This is a genomic window from Rhodococcus sp. MEB041 (assembly GCF_030208955.1).
GTDB lineage: Bacteria > Actinomycetota > Actinomycetes > Mycobacteriales > Mycobacteriaceae > Rhodococcoides.
In genome coordinates this window covers 837021-853953 of sequence record NZ_JARVSZ010000005.1, presented here as the reverse complement: position 1 = coordinate 853953, position 16933 = coordinate 837021, and the positions used below count along the sequence as shown (strand labels likewise).

Annotated in this window: 13 protein-coding genes; 9 read left to right on the top strand and 4 right to left on the bottom strand. The window is 69.6% G+C overall.

Features of this window, described 5'->3' with window-relative positions; genetic code table 11:
- Positions 1-28 precede the first annotated feature (28 nt).
- The 3 genes from uraD to pucL are packed head-to-tail and all read left to right on the top strand — an operon-like array spanning position 29 to position 1783.
- Positions 29-538 (top strand): 2-oxo-4-hydroxy-4-carboxy-5-ureidoimidazoline decarboxylase, encoded by a 510-nt coding sequence (gene uraD / locus QRN16_RS18160; protein ID WP_285189022.1) that lies wholly within the window; start codon positions 29-31, stop codon positions 536-538.
- Positions 535-858: a hydroxyisourate hydrolase gene (gene uraH, locus QRN16_RS18155; protein ID WP_027503685.1), complete on the top strand. Its 324-nt coding sequence runs from the start codon at positions 535-537 to the stop codon at positions 856-858. The genes uraD and uraH overlap by 4 nt, the downstream gene beginning before the upstream one ends.
- A gap of 4 nt (positions 859-862) precedes the next feature.
- Positions 863-1783, top strand: a complete 921-nt coding sequence (gene pucL / locus QRN16_RS18150) for a factor-independent urate hydroxylase (protein ID WP_056447718.1) — start codon at positions 863-865, stop codon at positions 1781-1783.
- Here pucL and QRN16_RS18145 read toward each other — a convergent pair.
- Positions 1765-3318 carry a PucR family transcriptional regulator gene (locus QRN16_RS18145; RefSeq protein ID WP_285188767.1) on the bottom strand — a complete coding sequence of 518 codons (1554 nt, stop codon included), beginning with the start codon at positions 3316-3318 and terminating at the stop codon, positions 1765-1767. The genes pucL and QRN16_RS18145 overlap by 19 nt on opposite strands.
- Positions 3319-3458: 140 nt before the next feature.
- Here QRN16_RS18145 and QRN16_RS18140 point away from each other — a divergent pair, with 140 nt between their 5' ends.
- The 3 genes from QRN16_RS18140 to QRN16_RS18130 are packed head-to-tail and all read left to right on the top strand — an operon-like array spanning position 3459 to position 8345.
- Positions 3459-4829 (top strand): 8-oxoguanine deaminase, encoded by a 1371-nt coding sequence (locus QRN16_RS18140; RefSeq protein WP_285188765.1) that lies wholly within the window; start codon positions 3459-3461, stop codon positions 4827-4829.
- A gap of 4 nt (positions 4830-4833) precedes the next feature.
- Positions 4834-5646, top strand: coding sequence for an FAD binding domain-containing protein (locus QRN16_RS18135; RefSeq protein WP_285188764.1), 813 nt, complete (start codon positions 4834-4836; stop codon positions 5644-5646).
- The gene (locus tag QRN16_RS18130; protein WP_285188763.1) at positions 5643-8345 is read left to right on the top strand and encodes a molybdopterin-dependent oxidoreductase; all 2703 of its coding nucleotides are present in this window, start codon (positions 5643-5645) and stop codon (positions 8343-8345) included. The genes QRN16_RS18135 and QRN16_RS18130 overlap by 4 nt, the downstream gene beginning before the upstream one ends.
- Here the strand turns inward: QRN16_RS18130 and QRN16_RS18125 are convergent.
- From QRN16_RS18125 to QRN16_RS18115, 3 genes are all read right to left on the bottom strand, one after another.
- Positions 8333-8797 (bottom strand): Lrp/AsnC family transcriptional regulator, encoded by a 465-nt coding sequence (locus QRN16_RS18125; RefSeq protein ID WP_285188761.1) that lies wholly within the window; start codon positions 8795-8797, stop codon positions 8333-8335. The two genes, QRN16_RS18130 and QRN16_RS18125, sit on opposite strands and share 13 nt — an antisense overlap.
- A 34-nt stretch (positions 8798-8831) precedes the next feature.
- Positions 8832-9542 (bottom strand): CPBP family intramembrane glutamic endopeptidase, encoded by a 711-nt coding sequence (locus tag QRN16_RS18120; RefSeq protein WP_056447710.1) that lies wholly within the window; start codon positions 9540-9542, stop codon positions 8832-8834.
- Between the two features lie 69 nt (positions 9543-9611).
- Positions 9612-10766, bottom strand: coding sequence for an NAD(P)H-binding protein (locus QRN16_RS18115; protein WP_056447708.1), 1155 nt, complete (start codon positions 10764-10766; stop codon positions 9612-9614).
- A gap of 71 nt (positions 10767-10837) precedes the next feature.
- On the opposite strand from QRN16_RS18115, the gene QRN16_RS18110 reads away from it, so the two are divergent.
- From QRN16_RS18110 to QRN16_RS18100, 3 genes are all read left to right on the top strand, one after another.
- The gene (locus QRN16_RS18110; RefSeq protein ID WP_285188757.1) at positions 10838-11440 is read left to right on the top strand and encodes a DUF2059 domain-containing protein; all 603 of its coding nucleotides are present in this window, start codon (positions 10838-10840) and stop codon (positions 11438-11440) included.
- 138 nt (positions 11441-11578) lie between these two features.
- Complete coding sequence (locus tag QRN16_RS18105) at positions 11579-16138, top strand: ATP-dependent helicase (RefSeq protein ID WP_285188755.1); 4560 nt, start codon at positions 11579-11581, stop codon at positions 16136-16138.
- A gap of 3 nt (positions 16139-16141) precedes the next feature.
- A complete protein-coding gene (locus QRN16_RS18100; protein WP_285188754.1) occupies positions 16142-16921 on the top strand; it encodes a DNA-formamidopyrimidine glycosylase family protein in 780 nt (259 codons plus the stop codon).
- The last annotated feature ends 12 nt before the right edge of the window (positions 16922-16933 follow it).

The window sequence follows — 16933 nt, the reverse complement described above, 5'->3', positions numbered from 1 at the left end:
CCCACCACAGAAGGGAACGCTCGTGTTCCTGCACGAAGCACTCGGGCTCGACGGATTCAATCGGCTGTCCGATCGCGCCGCGATGCACGCCTTGTTCGAGTGCTGCTCGTCGTCCATCTGGGCGCGCCGGGTGGCCGTCGGTCGCCCCTTCGACAGCGCCGAGGCCCTCCTGGAACGCGCCGACAGCGAGTTGGCGGAACTGTCCGAGACGGAGATCGACCGCGCACTCGACGGTCATCCACGTATCGGTGCCTCGGTGACCGCCGGCTCGTCGTCACAGCGCGAGCAGGCCGCGGTGAGCGAGGCGGACCAGGGCGTCAAGGACGCACTCGCGGCGGGGAATCGGACCTACGAGGAGAAGTTCGGCCACGTCTACCTGGTGTGTGCGACGGGCCGCCCTGCGACGGAGCTTCTCGCTATCCTCACCGAGAGGCTCGACAACGATCCGGAGACGGAGAGGCGCGTGATGAGAACCGAACTGGCGAAGATCAATCGAATCAGGTTGACCCGCATGCTGACCGAGCGGACCGAACAGTGAGCGTCAGCACCCACGTCCTCGACGCGGTGCACGGGACACCGGCGACGGGGGTGGGTCTCGCGGTGGTCGACGAGCACGGCGACGTGGTCACCACCGGCATCACCGACGAGGAGGGACGCGCCAAGGAACTGCTCCCGGACGACGCGGTGGCCGGTGTCTACACACTCGTGTTCGACACCGCCGCGTACTTCGAGCAGTCCGGGACGCAGACCTTCTACCCCGAGGTGTCCATCACCTTCACCGTCCTCGATGTCGATGCGCACCACCATGTTCCGCTTCTGCTGTCCCCGTTCGCGTACTCCACCTATCGAGGAAGCTGACCCCGTGACCGATCTGACCGGGAACATCGTCCTGGGAGCCAACCAGTACGGCAAGGCCGAGAACCGAGTGGTGCGCATCTACCGCGACACCGCCCGCCACGAGATCCGGGACATCTCCGTGTCCTCGGCACTGCGGGGCGACTTCTCCGCCGCCCATCTCGTCGGTGACCAAGGCGCGGTCCTGCCGACGGACACGCAGAAGCAGACCGCCTACGCGTACGCGAAGGAGAAGGGCCTGCTGCATCTCGAGTCGTACGGCCTCGATCTGGCACGACATTTCGTCGACGACGTCGAGCCGGTGACGGAAGCGCGCATCGAGTTGGAGGAGTACGCGTGGGAGCGCGTCACCGTCGACGGACGTCCGCACGATCACACGTGGGTACGCAAGGGCCAGGAGACGCGGGTCGCCTCGGTCACCGTAGCCGGCACCGGATCGGAGCAAAAGACATGGGTCACCGCAGGTTTCAAGGATCTGATCATTTTGAAGTCGACTGGGTCCGAGTTCGCCGGCTTCCTCGAGGACTCCTACACCGTGCTCGCCCCGACTCATGATCGCGTCATGGCCACCTCACTCGAGGCGCGCTGGCGCTACACCACCACCGACGTCGACTGGGACGAGGTGTACGCCGGCGTCAAGGCGGTGATGATCGAGCAGTTCGCCACACTCCAGTCGCTCGCGTTGCAGCAGACACTCTTCGCGATGGGACGCGCTGCGCTGGAGGCATTCCCGTTCATCGCGGAGCTCCGGATGAGTGCACCGAACAAGCACCACTTCCTGTACGACCTCGACCGTTTCGGCGTCGAGAACAACGGCGAGGTCTTCCACGCCGACGACCGTCCGTACGGGCTCATCCAGGCGACCGTCGAACGCGAGGACGCCCCCGACGCGGGATCCGCCTGGCGGGGTTACAGCGTCGTCGGCTGAGGCCCGAGCACGGCCAACGCGACGAAGACGTCGGTGCGGTCCTCCGTCGTCCCCAGGTCTCGGTCCGTCAGCGCCTCCACCCGTCCGATGCGGTACCGCACCGTGTTGACGTGCACGTGGAGGGCGTCCGCCGTGCGGCTCCAGGAACCGTCGTGGTGCAGGTACGCCCGCAGCGTGTCCAGCAGTCCCGCGTCGGTGCGGCTGTCGTGGTCGAGTACCGCGCCGAGCACCCGCCGGGCATAGGCAGCGCGCAGTCCGTCCGGCACCACCGAGAGCAGGACGGCGGCCGACCCGGTGTCCGCGCTGGTCCGCACGGCGATCCGGTCGGCCGATGCCGCCGCCACCTCACGCGCATGCTGTGCCGACCGCACACATCCGACGAGGGCCGCGGCCTCCACCGCCGTACCCACGCCCACGGCGATCCGTCCGGTCACGGTGTCCTCGAGTCGACGCAGCGCAAGGGCGAGATCGGCGGCCATGCGGGTGGACGTCCGACCGGAAGGTAGCCCGACGACGCCGATCACGAGGTCCCCGCCGGTGACTCCCACACTCACCGCACCGTCGACCGATTCCCGCGCCGCGTCGGTGAGCACCGCGGCCAAGACCTCGACAGGCAGATCCGCGGTGGCGGCCAGCGCGACGACGTCTCCTGTCACGTCGACGCCGATCTGTCGAATGCGTTCCAGCGCCTGCTCTCCGGATCCGTCGACGAGGAGTTCGGCCGCGCGGTCGGCCATGGTGCGCAGCACCCGCGCGCCGTCGTCGACGCGCACGCGATCGAGGGCCGCGATGCTCGCCAGCTGACCGAGCGCATCGAGAACCTGCCCGTCCATGCACTCGTGGTCACCGTCCACGACGAGGTACCACGCAGTCGCACGGTGACCGAAACTCGATCCGACGGGCAGCACGGACCGCACCGTGTTCTCGGTGACCACGCGGCACGGAACACCCTGCGCCGCATCCCGTACGAGAGCATCCACCACCTCCGTGGCCAACGGCTCGGCGGACACCACGGGCCGGCCCACCGCGGTGACGATCCGGCAGGTCACGCCCGTGTCCCGCGCCGTCTCGTGCGTGAGGTCCGCGAGCGCGCGTCCGTCGGTGACCGCGGTGAGCAATCGGTGCTGGCGGGCCAGACTGGCGGAGAGCCGCGCCACCCGATCGCCGGTCACCCGGCTGGTGACGGCATCGATGACGTCCGCGAACGCGACCGCCGACGGCACCGCGAGCAGCGGTAGCGAGTACTTCTCGCACGCACGCACCACGTCGTCGGGGACGGAACCGAACACTTCGTCGCCCGCCGCGAGCGCCACAGCGCCCGCCGCGACGACCGACCCCACGAAGGCATCGCTGTCCTCCGGCGCGCGGCGCCACACCATGCCGGTGACGACCAGCTCGCCGCCCACGATGTAGCGCGACGGGTCCGGCAGATCGGTCGCGAAGGCCCACCGCACGGTCCGACCGAGTTGGTCGTCGGTGCCGACGAGGCGCCGCAGCGCGAGTTCCGGTACGTCGAGCACGTCCTGGATCAGCACACCTGTTCACCCGCCCGCATCGTCGTTGGAGGATCCGACAGTAGGCGGCGCTCGTTTCGGCCACGTTTCGTCGGCGCGCGCCCTGCGCGGGTGGCCGACACGGTGTTGACTCGGTGACACAGCGAGGACAGGAGTACGACGTGCCGGACCGCATTCTCATCACGGGCGCCCACGTGATCACCGTGGATCCCGCCCGCTCCGAGTGGGCGGCGGGCTGGGTCCTGATCGAGGACGGGCTCATCGCGGCGCTCGGCGACGGGACACCGCCGCCGCGTCCCGACGGTCCGGAGGACACCGTCATCGACGGTCGCGGTTGCGTCCTGACTCCCGGCCTCGTGAACACGCACCACCATCTCTATCAGTGGATCACCCGCGGTCTGGCTGCGGACTCGACGCTCTTCGAGTGGTTGACGACGCTATATCCCGTGTGGGCCGGCATCGACGCCGACTCGGTCCGCGTCGCAGCGACGGGTGGGCTCGCTCGGTTGGCCGCGACCGGATGCACCACCACCACCGACCACCTCTACGTCTTCCCCCACGACGGCGGCGACGTGTTGGGCGCAGAGATCGACGCCGCGAGGACGGTCGGTCTGCGGTTCCACCCGACGCGCGGATCGATGGACCTGGGACACAGTCAGGGTGGTCTGCCGCCGGACAGCGTCGTGGAGTCGCTCGATGCGATCCTGGCCGCGAGCAGCGCCGCGGTCGACCGCTGGCACGACCCGTCCTTCGGATCGATGCTGCGCATCGCTCTCGCACCGTGCTCGCCGTTCTCCGTCACCGGCGACCTCCTCCGCGAATCGGCGACGCTGGCGCGCGAGCTGGGCGTCCGGTTGCACACACACCTCGCCGAGACCCTGGACGAGGAGGAGTTCTGCCGCAGCAACTTCGGCATGACTCCCGTGCAGTACATGGAATCGGTCGGCTGGGTCGGCGACGACGTCTGGTACGCGCACGCCGTGCATCTCGACGACGCCGCGATCGCGACCATGGCGGCCACCGGAACCGGGGCGGCCCACTGCCCCACGTCCAACGCGCGGCTGGGCGCCGGCATCGCCCGAGCGCGCGATCTGATCGACGCGCGGGTTCCCCTGGGGCTCGGCGTCGACGGTGCCGCCAGCAACGAGTCCTGCAGCATGCTCGAGGAGGCGCACCACGCGGCACTGTTCGCACGGGCGCGCGGCGGACCCCGCGCCATGACCGTGCGCGAGAGCCTCGACCTCGCGACACTCGGCGGTGCCCGAGTCCTCGGGCGCGAGAACGAGATCGGCTCGCTGGAGGTGGGCAAGCTCGCCGATCTGGCGCTGTGGCGCATCGACGGCGCCGCCCACGCCGGCATCACCGATCCCGTCGCCGCGTTGGTACTGGGCGACCGGCCGCCCCTCGAACGGCTCCTCGTGCACGGGCGGGTGGTGGTCGAGAACGGGGTGGTCATGACCGTCGACGAGGAGACAGTGGCCCGGGACGTGGCGGCGGCGCACACGGCGCTGCTCACGAAGGCCGGGCGGTGATTCCGTGGACCTGAACACCGTGCGCGAGGTCGTCCGGGCTCGTACGCGGGGCGATCTCTCGGTCATCGACGGCGGCACCGCCGTGGTGGCAGGTGGGACGTGGGTCTTCTCGGAACCGCAGGTGGGGGTGCACCGACTGGTCGATCTGACGGACCTCGGCTGGGAACCCGTCGTCGTCGGTGAGGGGCTCGAGATCGCCGCGACGTGCACCGTGGACACGCTGCGTCGGATGTCGTGGCCGCCGCGGTGGCCGGACCTCGAGTCGCTGGTGGCCCTCTGCTCCGACGCGTTGCTCGCGTCGTTCAAGGTGCAGCAGTTCGCCACGGTCGGTGGGAACATCGCCCTCGGACTTCCCGCGGGATCCATGACCTCACTGTGTTCGGCGCTCGACGGCGTCGCGGTGATCTGGACCCCCGACGGTCACGAGCGGCGCGTACCCGTCGCCACGCTGGTCACCGGACCCCAACGCACGTCGCTCGCACCGGGCGAGGTGATACGCAGCATCGAGATCGACGACGCCGTTCTGCGCTCCCGATTCGCCTGCCGCAGAATGTCCTTGGCACCTCGCGGGCGCTCCGGCGCCGTCGTGATCGGTCGCCGGGACGCCGACGGATCGTGCGTCCTCACCGTCACCGCGTCGACGCGCCGCCCGCACCAGCTGCGACTCGAGGCAGTGCCGCACGCCGAGGACGTGGCCGCGCTGCTCGACGCCGCGATACCCGCCGACCAGTGGTACGACGACGTGCACGGAGCACCGGACTGGCGACGCCACGTGAGCGGCCTGCTGGCACAGCAGATCTGCGAGGAGCTGTCATGAGAGTGGGAGTCAACGGGGAGACCGTGGAGATGTCGCCGCGACCGGGCCAGTGCCTGCGCACGGCCCTGCGCGACATCGGACGGTTCGAGGTGAAAAAGGGGTGCGACGCGGGCGACTGCGGCGCGTGCTCGGTGCTGCTGGACGGTGCCGCCGTCCAGTCGTGCATCGTTCCGGCCTACCGCGCCGAAGGTCGGGAGGTCACCACGGTGGCCGGGCTGGGCACGCCGGACGACCTGCATCCGATGCAGCAGCGATTCGTCGACGCCGCCGGATTCCAGTGCGGCTTCTGCACGGCCGGCATGATCGTCACCGCCGCCGCCCTCACCGACGAGCAGACCGAGGATCTGGACACCTCGCTCAAGGGAAACCTGTGTCGCTGCACCGGGTATCGGGCGATCACCGACGCGGTCACGGGTGTGCGCACCATCGAGAAGTCCACCGAGGGACCGGCGTGCGGACGCTCCGTCGCCGCGCCGGCCAGCGCTCGCGTCGTCACGGGAACGGAGCCCTACACGCTCGACGTCGCGATGCCGGGTCTACTGCATCTGTCGGTGCTGGGGAGCCCCCACGCCCGTGCGCGCATCGTCTCGATCGACACGTCGGCCGCGCTGGCCGTCGAGGGCGTGGTCGCGGTGCTCACCCACGAGGACGCGCCGCCCGTCGCCTTCTCCACCGCACGCCACGAGTCACGGGACGACGATCCCGACGACACACTCGTTCTGGATCGCGAGCTCCGCTACGTCGGGCAGCGGGTGGCGGCGGTGATCGCCGAGTCGGTGGCCGCCGCGGAGGAGGGCAGAGGGCGCCTCGTCGTCGAGTACGAGGTGCTGCCCGCCGTGCTGCATCCAGCGGACGCGCTCGCACCGGGAGCCCCGATCGTCCACGCCGGCAAGGGTACCGAGGCCAGGATCGCGGACGTCGAGCGCAACGTCGTGGCCGAGGTGAGCGGTACGACCGGCGACGTCGAGGCGGGCCTGGCGGCCGCGGACGCCGTGGTGACCGGAACGTGGCGCACCGCCCGCGTGCAGCACACTCACCTTGAGACGCACGGTGCGATCGCCTGGTTCGCGGAGGACGGGCGCCTGACCGTCCGCACGAGCTCGCAGGTCCCGTTCCTCGTACGGGACGAGCTGTGTCACATCTTCGACCTCGATCCCGACACCGTGCGCGTGTTCACGACGCGGGTCGGTGGCGGGTTCGGCGCCAAACAGGAGATGCTCACCGAGGATCTCGTGACGCTCGCCGCTCTGACGGTGCGTCGACCGGTACAGCTCGAGTTCTCCCGTGCCGACCAGTTCACCGTCGCGCCCTGTCGGCATCCCATGGAGGTGTCGGTCACCGCAGCCGCCACGGCCGACGGCACGCTCACCGCGCTGACCCTCGACGTGCTGAGCGATGCCGGCGCCTACGGCAACCACAGTCCCGGTGTGCTGCACCATTCCACCGACTCGATCGCCCTCTACCGCTGCGCGGCCAAGCGCGTCGAGGCGAGAGCGGTGTACACGAACACGATTCCGTCCGGCGCGTTCCGCGGATACGGCGTCGGGCAGACCGGTTTCGCCGTCGAGTCGGCGCTCGACGAGTTGGCGCACCGATTGCACATCGATCCGATCGAGTTCCGGCGTCGCAACGTCGTCGTGCCGGGTGATCCGTTCGTCGCCGCGCACGTCCTCGACGGCGACCTCCTGTTCGGCAGTTACGGACTCGACCAGTGCCTCGATCTCGTGGACGAGGCACTCGCCGAGCCCGGATCGCCGGCGCCCGACGGATGGCAGGTGGGCGTCGGCGTGGCCATCGGCATGAATGCCACCGTGCCGCCGCGCGGCCACGTCTCCGACGCGTCGATCACCGCTCTGCCCGGAGCGCGCTACCTGGTGCGCGTCGGCACCGCCGAGTTCGGTAACGGCACCACGACGGTGCACGGTCAGATCGCGGCGTCGATCCTGAACACGACCGTCGACCGCATCGAGATCGCACAGTCGGACACCGACGTCACCTCCCACGACACGGGCGCCTTCGGGTCGGCGGGCACGGTGGTCGCCGGCAAGGCTGTCGCACTCGCCGCGGAGTCGTTGCGCGAGAGCATCATCGGTGCCGCATCGAGCCTGACCGGATCGCTGCCGACGCAGGGTGTGCTCGGTCCGGAGGGCGTCACGGTGGACGGCGCACTGTGCTCCCTCGACGAGATCGTCGCGGCCCACGGCGGACCGTTGGCGGCGGACGGGTACCACGGCGGATCGCCTCGCTCGGTGGTGTTCAACGTCCACGGGTTTCGGGTCGCGGTCGACCCCGGGAGCGGCCGCGTCGCGATCCTGGACTCCGTGCAGGCCGTCGACGCCGGCACGGTGATGAATCCGGTGCAGTGCCGTGGGCAGGTGGAAGGTGGTGTGGCGCAGGCGCTGGGCGCAGCGCTCTACGAGGAGATGAGGCTCGACGAGACGGGGCACGTGACCACAGCGTCGCTACGGAACTACCACATCCCGCAACTCGCCGACGTTCCGACGACCCGAGTGTTGTTCGCGGACACCTATGACGCGCTCGGGCCGCTGGGTGCCAAGTCGATGAGCGAGTCTCCGTACAACCCCGTCGCACCGGCGTTGGCCAATGCCGTCACGGACGCCGTCGGCGTACGGCCGCACACACTGCCGATGTCGGCGGACCGCGTCTGGAGAATGCTGCAGCGCGATCAGGAGTCGTAGAAGGTCTGCAGAATGATGGTGCTGCGGGTCTGCACGTTGGCAGTGGTCCGGATCTGCTGCAGGAGTCGCTCGAGATCCCGCGGTGACGCCACGCGGACCAGCAGCACATAGCTGTCCTCCCCCGCCACGGAATGGCACGCCTGCACCTCGGGCAGCGGCCGCAGACGCGCGGGCGCGTCGTCGGGCGCCGTCGGATCCAAGGGGGTGATGGCCACGAACGCCGACAGTGGCTGGCCGATGGCCTCCCGATCGACGCGCGCGGTGTATCCGAGGATGACCCCGGACGACTCGAGCCTGCGCACTCGTGACTGCACGGCCGAGACCGAGAGGCCCGCCCGCTCCGCGAGGTGAGCGAGAGTCGCGCGGCCGTCGATGATCAGTTCCTCCACGAGCACGCGATCGGTGGCGTCCAGATCGTCCGAGCGGACGGACTTGCCTCGTGCACCGGTCATGGGCGCTACCCTGCCACGTCCCGATCGGGCAGCGTCAGGCGAACAGTGGTGGCATGGCGAAGACCATGACCGTCGACCACGCGACGTGCGTCAGGATCGGCGCGAGAATGCCGCCGGACGCCCGGCGTTCGAGTCCCAGCACGAAACCGAGGGTGATGGCGGCGAAGCCGAGCATCGGGTTGCCCGTGGCCAGAGTGGCGATGGTGTAGACGATCGTCGAGATGACGACCGGCCGCTTCACGCCGATGGCCGAGAACAGAGCGCCGCGGAAGAAGATCTCCTCGGCGACCCCGTTGAACAGCGTGATGAAGACGATGAGCGCGAGCGGTCCGACGCGGGCGTGATCGAGGACGTTGGCCGTGAAGTCCCGCAGCGGCGGGATCTCCCGCACGACCAGTGCGCCGAGGATGAACACGCCACCCGCGGCCAGACCGATCGCGATCGGCGTGATGATCGGCCGCCGCAGGGTGCCGCGGAAGTTGATGCGACCGAGGTGCAGTGGCCCGGACAGGAACCCACCGACGATCCACACCAGGGCCAGAGCGATGGTCAGCGTGTAGAACATGGGGTCGCCGGGCTCGGTCGACAGCGACACTCCCAGCAGCGTCGCGCCCACGACGAGCACGACCGCCACGATGATGCGCCGCCGTAGGAAGGCGCGATCGGTCTCGTGATGGTCGCGGTCGACCTTGTCCACCAGCGCGTTGCGCACGATGGATTCGGCCCTCATCTGCCAGGACACCATGAAGTACTCCTCCGGCTCGTCGAACCTGTCGGTCGTGTCGGAACTTGCGGTCTGTGAACGAGAGACCGACTAGAACTTCAGAAGAGACCGTACCCGGGACGAGACCGCGGCAACCACGTCCAGATTGGTCCGGACGACCGGAGCGACGGGCCACGAGTAGAGCACCGCGCCGATGCCGAGTGCCTCGGCGAGCTTCCACCCGTCCTCGCTCAGCAGTTCGGCGCCGCGGCGGCGAATGCTGCGGACGTCGCCGCCGGTCCACTCCGCGTCCGAGGACACCAGGCGCAGCGAGTCGGGCGTCGTGGCCAGGCCGCGGGTGGCGCTCGCGCCGAGCAGGCTTCGGCGCATGGCGTCGTCGACGTCGGTGAGACCGCCCTCGGGCTCGGGGACGAACTCCGAGATGCGGTTCTCCGAGGCGGTCATCGAGTTCACGAGAGACTGCACCAGGTCGTCGGCGAGCAGTCCCGGAACCGGGATCAGTCGGCCGATCACGAGAGCCGCGAGCTTGGTCGGGATGCCCGGGGTGGGCACACCCAGACGATGCAGCTCGGCGGCGCGGACGTAGGCGAAGACGAGGTCCTTGTACGGAAGGATCTCGGGGCCCGCGATGTCGTACGCGTCGGCGGGCACGTCGGGTGACGCGCACGCGAGGAGATAGTGCACGACGTCGTCGACGGCGATCGGCTGCACCGGCTTGCTCAACCAGCTCGGGAGCGGCAGCACAGGCAGCCGGTCCGCGAGGTACCGGATCATCTCGAAGGACGTCGATCCGGCGCCGATGACGATGGCGGCGCGCAGCCACACCACCTCGATGCCGTCGATGGTGAGCGCCTCGCCCACCTCGGCGCGGCTCGCGAGGTGCTCGGACAGCTTCTCGCCCTCGGGGACGAAGCCACCGAGGTAGACGATGCGGCGGACACCCGCGGCGCGTGCCGCCTCGGCGAAGTGCCGGGCGGACGCGAGGTCGGTGGCCCGGTAGCCGGATTCCCCGATGGCGTGCACCAGGTAGTACGCGACGTCGATGTCCTCCGCGGACAGCGCCTCGGCGCACGAGTCGGCGTCGGTCACATCGAGTCGCACCGCCCGCACGTCGTCGTGCCAGTCGAAGGCGGTCAGCCTCTCCGGCGTGCGCGAGCCCACGACGACGCTCTCGTCGGCCGACACGAGCGCGTCGACGAGGCGAGAACCGATGTAGCCGCTGGCCCCGGTCACGAAAGCAGTCATGCTCTCGACATTACGGGTGCGGTGCGCTCGCATACCGCCGCGTGAGGGGCGTCACCGTGCAGACTGTGCTCATGGCCGACGTGGATCGACACCGAGCACCCGACAACGATCTGTCGGTGCGTACCGTCCGGCTGCCCGTACCGTCACTCGGCAACATGCTCGGACTCGCCCGCGGGACCGTTCTCTGGTCGCTCGACACCGTCGCGTTCGTCGCTCAGCTGCCCCGGCGGATCGACGACCTGTTCGTTCGTGTCGACGAGGTCATCGCCGCGATCGAGCGCATCACCGACCAGGCCCAGACGGTCATCGGCAAGGTCTCGGCCACCACCGAGGACGCGCAGGGCGTCATCGTCGGAGCGGAGTCCGCCTCGTCCAAGGCGCTGGCGATTATCTCCGAGCTCGAACCCATCACCGCGCGCGCGATCCCGCTGGGCCGCACCTTCGTGGACAACTTCTCCGAGGCCGAGGTGGAGGCGGCGGTGAAGCTCGTGGACCAGCTGCCGGAGCTGGTGCAGCGGATGGAGGGGATCATGCCGATCCTCGCGACGCTCGACACGGTCTCCCCCGAGATCCACGAATTGCTCGAGGTGACCAAGGACGTGCGCAAGGCCGTCATCGGCATCCCGGGTTTCAAGTTCTTCCGCAATCGCGGCGAGGAACGCCTGCACGACTGATCGTCGCGCCGCCACACCTCGCGAGTACGTCCAGAGTGCTGTGATCCCGGCCTTCTCATTGACATTATCGACGTACTCGCGGCGGGGTGGGGACGCTCATCCGGCGACCGTGTCGGTGGGTCCGTGCACTATGGAGAGGTGAAGAACCCCACCGCTCCGTCGCCCGAGGACGTGCTCGCGCGGTTCACGGCTCCGACGCGGGCGTGGTTCGACGGCGCCTTCCCCGCGCCCACCGCCGCTCAGCTCGGCGCGTGGGACTCCATCTCCAGCGGCGCGCACACCTTGGTCGTCGCTCCCACCGGCTCCGGCAAGACCCTGTCCGCGTTCCTGTGGGCGCTGGACAAGCTGGTCAGCCGTGATCCCGAGGACACGGCACCCGGCACCCGCGTGTTGTACGTCTCGCCGCTGAAGGCGCTCGCGGTGGACGTCGAGCGCAACCTGCGCGCTCCCCTGGTCGGCATCACGCAGACGGCCAAGTTGCAGGGGGTCGCGCCGCCGGAGATCTCGGTGGGCGTGCGCTCCGGCGACACCAGCCCCGCCGATCGTCGTCTGATGCTCAAGACGCCGCCGGACATCCTCATCACGACACCCGAGTCGTTGTTCCTGATGCTGACGTCCGCGGCACGCGAATCCCTCGAACGCGTCGACACCGTCATCGTCGACGAGGTGCATGCCGTCGCCGGCACCAAGCGCGGCGCGCACCTGGCGCTGTCGCTGGAGCGTCTCGACGCGAGGTTGGACAAGCCCGCTCAGCGCATCGGGCTCTCCGCCACCGTCCGTCCACACGAGGAGGTGGGACGCTTCCTCACCGGGTCCGCACCCATCAGCATCGTGTGCCCGCCGTCGCCGAAGACGTTCGACCTCTCGGTGCGCGTTCCGGTGGAGGACATGACGGAACTCGGCACCACCGAGCCGCAGGAGGGGTCGGCCTCCGCCGCTCCGCAGCAGGGGTCCATCTGGCCGCATGTCGAGGCGCAGATCGTCGACCTCGTCCTGGAGCACCGGTCGTCCATCGTCTTCGCCAATTCTCGACGGCTCTCGGAGCGACTCACCGCGCGCCTCAACGAGATCTACGCCGAACGCCTCGGTGACGGTGCCCCCGTCGATCACGCGCCGCCGTCCCAGATCGGCGCGTCCGGGGACGTCGTCCACGGCGCCGAGCCGCTGCTGGCCCGCGCACACCACGGCAGCGTGAGCAAGGATCAGCGCGCGCTCATCGAGGACGACCTGAAGTCCGGCCGACTGAAGTGCGTCGTCGCCACCAGCAGCCTCGAACTCGGTATCGACATGGGCGCAGTCGATCTGGTGGTGCAGGTCGAGGCGCCGCCGTCCGTGGCCAGCGGTCTGCAGCGTGTCGGTCGCGCCGGCCACCAGGTCGGCGAGATCTCCCGCGGCGTGCTGTTCCCGAAGCACCGCACCGACCTGATCCACTGCGCCGTGACCGTGCAGCGGATGACCGACGGGCACATCGAGGCGCTGAAGGTGCCGGCCAATCCCCTGGACATCCTCGCCCAGCACACGGTCGCCGCGTGCGCCCTCGAACCGATCGACGCCGACGAGTGGTTCGACATGGTCAGGCACACCGGCAATTTCGGGTCGCTGCCCCGGTCCGCCTACGAGTCCACACTGGACCTGCTGTCGGGAAAGTACCCGTCGGACGAGTTCGCCGAGCTACGACCACGATTGGTGTGGGACCGTGACGGCGGGTCGCTCACCGGTCGCCCCGGCGCCCAGCGCCTGGCGGTCACCTCGGGCGGCGCCATCCCCGACCGCGGACTGTTCGGCGTCTTCATGGTCGGCGAGAAGGCCAGCCGCGTCGGCGAACTGGACGAGGAGATGGTCTACGAGTCGCGCGTCGGAGACGTCTTCGCCCTCGGTGCCACCAGTTGGCGCATCGAGGAGATCACCCACGATCGGGTTCTCGTCAGCCCGGCCTACGGGCAGCCCGGCCGACTGCCGTTCTGGCACGGCGACGGACTCGGTCGCCCGGCCGAACTGGGCGAGGCACTGGGCGCGTTCCTGCGCGAGTCGTCGGACGACGACGCGCTGCGCGGCCGGCTGCAGGAGAGCGGGCTCGACGTCAACGCGGTGAACAACCTGTCCGCGCTGCTCACCGAGCAGCGCACCGCGACGGGCCACATGCCCACCGATCGCACCTTGGTGGTCGAGCGGTTCCGCGACGAGCTGGGCGACTGGCGTCTGGTGCTGCACTCCCCGTACGGCCAGCAGGTGCACGCGCCGTGGGCCCTCGCCATCGGCGCTCGCCTCATCGAGCGGTACGGCATCGACTCGCAGCCCACGGCGTCCGACGACGGCATCATCGTGCGGCTCCCGGACACCGACGACGAGCCGCCGGGCCCAGACCTGTTCGTCTTCGAGAAGGACGAGATCACCGACATCGTCACCGAGCAGGTCGGTGGCTCCGCCCTGTTCGCGTCGCGGTTCCGTGAATGTGCCGCGCGCGCACTGCTTCTGCCCCGCCGCAATCCGGGCAAGCGAGCGCCGCTCTGGCAGCAGCGTCAACGCGCCGCGCAGCTTCTCGACGTGGCCAAGAAGTACCCCACGTTCCCCATCCTGCTCGAGACGGTGCGCGAGTGCCTGCAGGACGTGTACGACCTGCCCGCACTCGAGGACCTGTGTGTGCGGATCGCACGCCGCCAGATCCGCATCGTCGACGTCGAGACCGACTCCCCGTCACCGTTCGCCACCTCGTTGCTCTTCAGCTACGTCGGGCAGTTCATGTACGAGGGCGATTCCCCGCTCGCCGAGCGTCGTGCTGCTGCACTGTCTCTCGACGCCTCGCTGCTGGCGGAGCTGCTCGGACGCGTCGAACTGCGCGACCTGCTCGATGGCGACGTCGTCACCGACACCGAGCTCGAACTGCAGCGCCTCGTCGACGACCGCAAGGCACGTGACGCGGAGGGCGTGGCCGATCTGCTGCGCCTGCTCGGCCCGCTCACGACGGCGGAGATCGAGGCACGCATCGAGTCGCCCGGCTCCGCAGCGCAGTGGGCCGGCGAGCTCACCGCGGCGCGCCGCGCCCTCGAGGTCTCGTTCGCCGGGTCGCAGTGGTGGGTCGCCATCGAGGACGCCAGCAGACTGCGTGATGCGCTGGGTGTCCCGTTGCCTATCGGCACCCCGGCGGCGTTCATCGAGCCCGTCGAGGACCCGCTCGGGGACCTCGTCAGCCGCTACGCACGCACGCACGGTCCGTTCTCGGTCGCGGACGTCGCCGGCCGCTTCGGCATCGGGTCGGCGGTGGCCCGTGACGTGCTGCTGCGCCTGGTCGCCCAGAAGCGGGTGGTGGAAGGTGAATTCCGGCCCGGCGGTTCCGGCAGTGAGTGGTGTGACGCCGAGGTGCTGCGCAGGCTCCGCCGGCGTTCGCTCGCCGCCGCACGCCAGGACGTCGAACCCGTGTCCACCGGCGTCCTCGGCCGCTTCCTCCCGCGCTGGCAACACGTCGGCGGCACCCTCCGCGGACTCGACGGCGTGGCCACGGTCATCGACCAGCTCGCCGGCGTCCCCGCGCCCGCCTCGGCCTGGGAATCGCTGATCCTGCCCCAGCGTGTCCGGGACTACTCCCCCGCGATGCTCGACGAGCTGACCGCCACCGGCGAAGTCGTGTGGTCCGGCCACGGCGCGATCTCCTCGAAGGACGGGTGGATCTGCCTCCATCCCGCCGACGCCGCCCCGGTGACGCTGCCGCCTGCCAAGGGCGACGAGCTGACGGATTTGCAGCAGACGGTGCTGCAGGTGCTCTCGGGCGGCGGCGCGTATTTCTTCCGGCAGCTGTCCGACACTGTCGGGCAAGTGCATCAGACCGAGTCCGGCGCCCCGGCCGACGACCCGACTCTGGTTGCGGCACTGTGGGATCTGGTGTGGACCGGGCACCTCACCAACGACACGTTCGCCCCGCTGCGAGCGCTGCTGCACGGCACCACCCGTTCGGCGCCGAGCCACCGCCCCGCGCGACGCTCGCCGCGGGCGCGGTCCTACCAGCGGTTCGCGCGGCCCTCATTACCGACGCGCACGGGACCACCCTCCGCGGGTGGCCGGTGGGCCCTACTTCCGGAGGCCGAGTCGGACCCCACCATCCGGGCACATGCAACCTCGGACATCCTGCTCGAGCGCTACGGCGTCGTCACCCGAGGGTCCGTCATGAACGAGGGCGTCCCCGGCGGCTTCGGCGGTGTCTACAAGGTGCTCACCGGCTTCGAGGACAGCGGCCGGGCGCGACGCGGCTATTTCGTCGACTCGCTCGGCGGCGCCCAGTTCTCCACCTCGGACGTCGTCGACCGACTGCGCAGCGAGTCGGAACGTGCTGTCGGAGCCGTCGCACTTGCCGCGACCGATCCCGCCAACCCGTACGGCGCCGCACTGCCCTGGCCCAAGAGTCCTGTGGACGCGGCATCCGGGCACCGCCCCGGACGCAAGGCCGGTGCCCTTGTCGTCATGGTGGACGGCGAACTCGTGCTGTACGTCGAGCGGGGCGGCAAGACGGTGCTCACCTTCACCGAGGAGCGCGACGTGCTTGTCACCGCGGCGTCGGCGCTCGCCGCGCTGGTCACCACCCGCTCTGTGGACAAGTTGGTGATCGAACGCACCGACGGGAGCGACATCCACGGCTCCGTCTTCGCGACGATCCTCACCGAGGCGGGCTTCTCGGCGACGCCGCGTGGCCTGCGGATCAGGGCCTGATCCATGCCCGAAGGCGACACCGTCTGGCGCACGGCCAACAGTCTGCGCGACGCACTCGACGGCAAGGTCCTCACCACGTGTGATGTGCGCGTGCCGCGCTACGCCACGGTCGACTTCACCGGCGAGACAGTGGAATCGGTTCTCTCGGCGGGAAAACACCTCGTCATCGAGGTCGGCGGCAAGGTCATCCACTCGCACCTGAAGATGGAAGGCGCCTGGCACGTCTACCAGCCGGACACACCGTGGCGACGGCCCGCGTACCAAGCGCGCATCGTGCTGGGAACGGGTGACCGAGTCGCGGTCGGGTTCGAACTCGGTGTCGTCGAGATACTGGATACCGTCGAGGAGGCGGTCGGGTATCTCGGGCCGGATCTGCTGGGGCCCCTGTGGGATCCGGCCGTCGCTCTCGGAAACCTGGAAGCGGAACCCGACCGACCCATCGGCCTCGCTCTGCTCGACCAGCGCGTCATCGCCGGACTCGGGAACGTCTACCGCAACGAGATCCTGTTCCTGCGCGGCGTCGATCCCCACACGCCGGTCTCCGCGGCGGGGAACCTGGCGAAGATGATCGATCTGTCGCACCGCACGATCACGGCCAACAAGAACCGCAATGCTCGCACCTTCACGGGCGATCTCCGTGCGGGTCGACACTTCTGGGTCTACGGCCGAGAGAACAAGCCGTGCCGCCGATGTGGAACGCGCATCCGCGAGGGGCTGCTCGGCGACAACCCGCTCGAGGAGCGGCAGATCTACTGGTGCCCGAGGTGCCAACCCGCTCCGTGAACCGACTGTCCG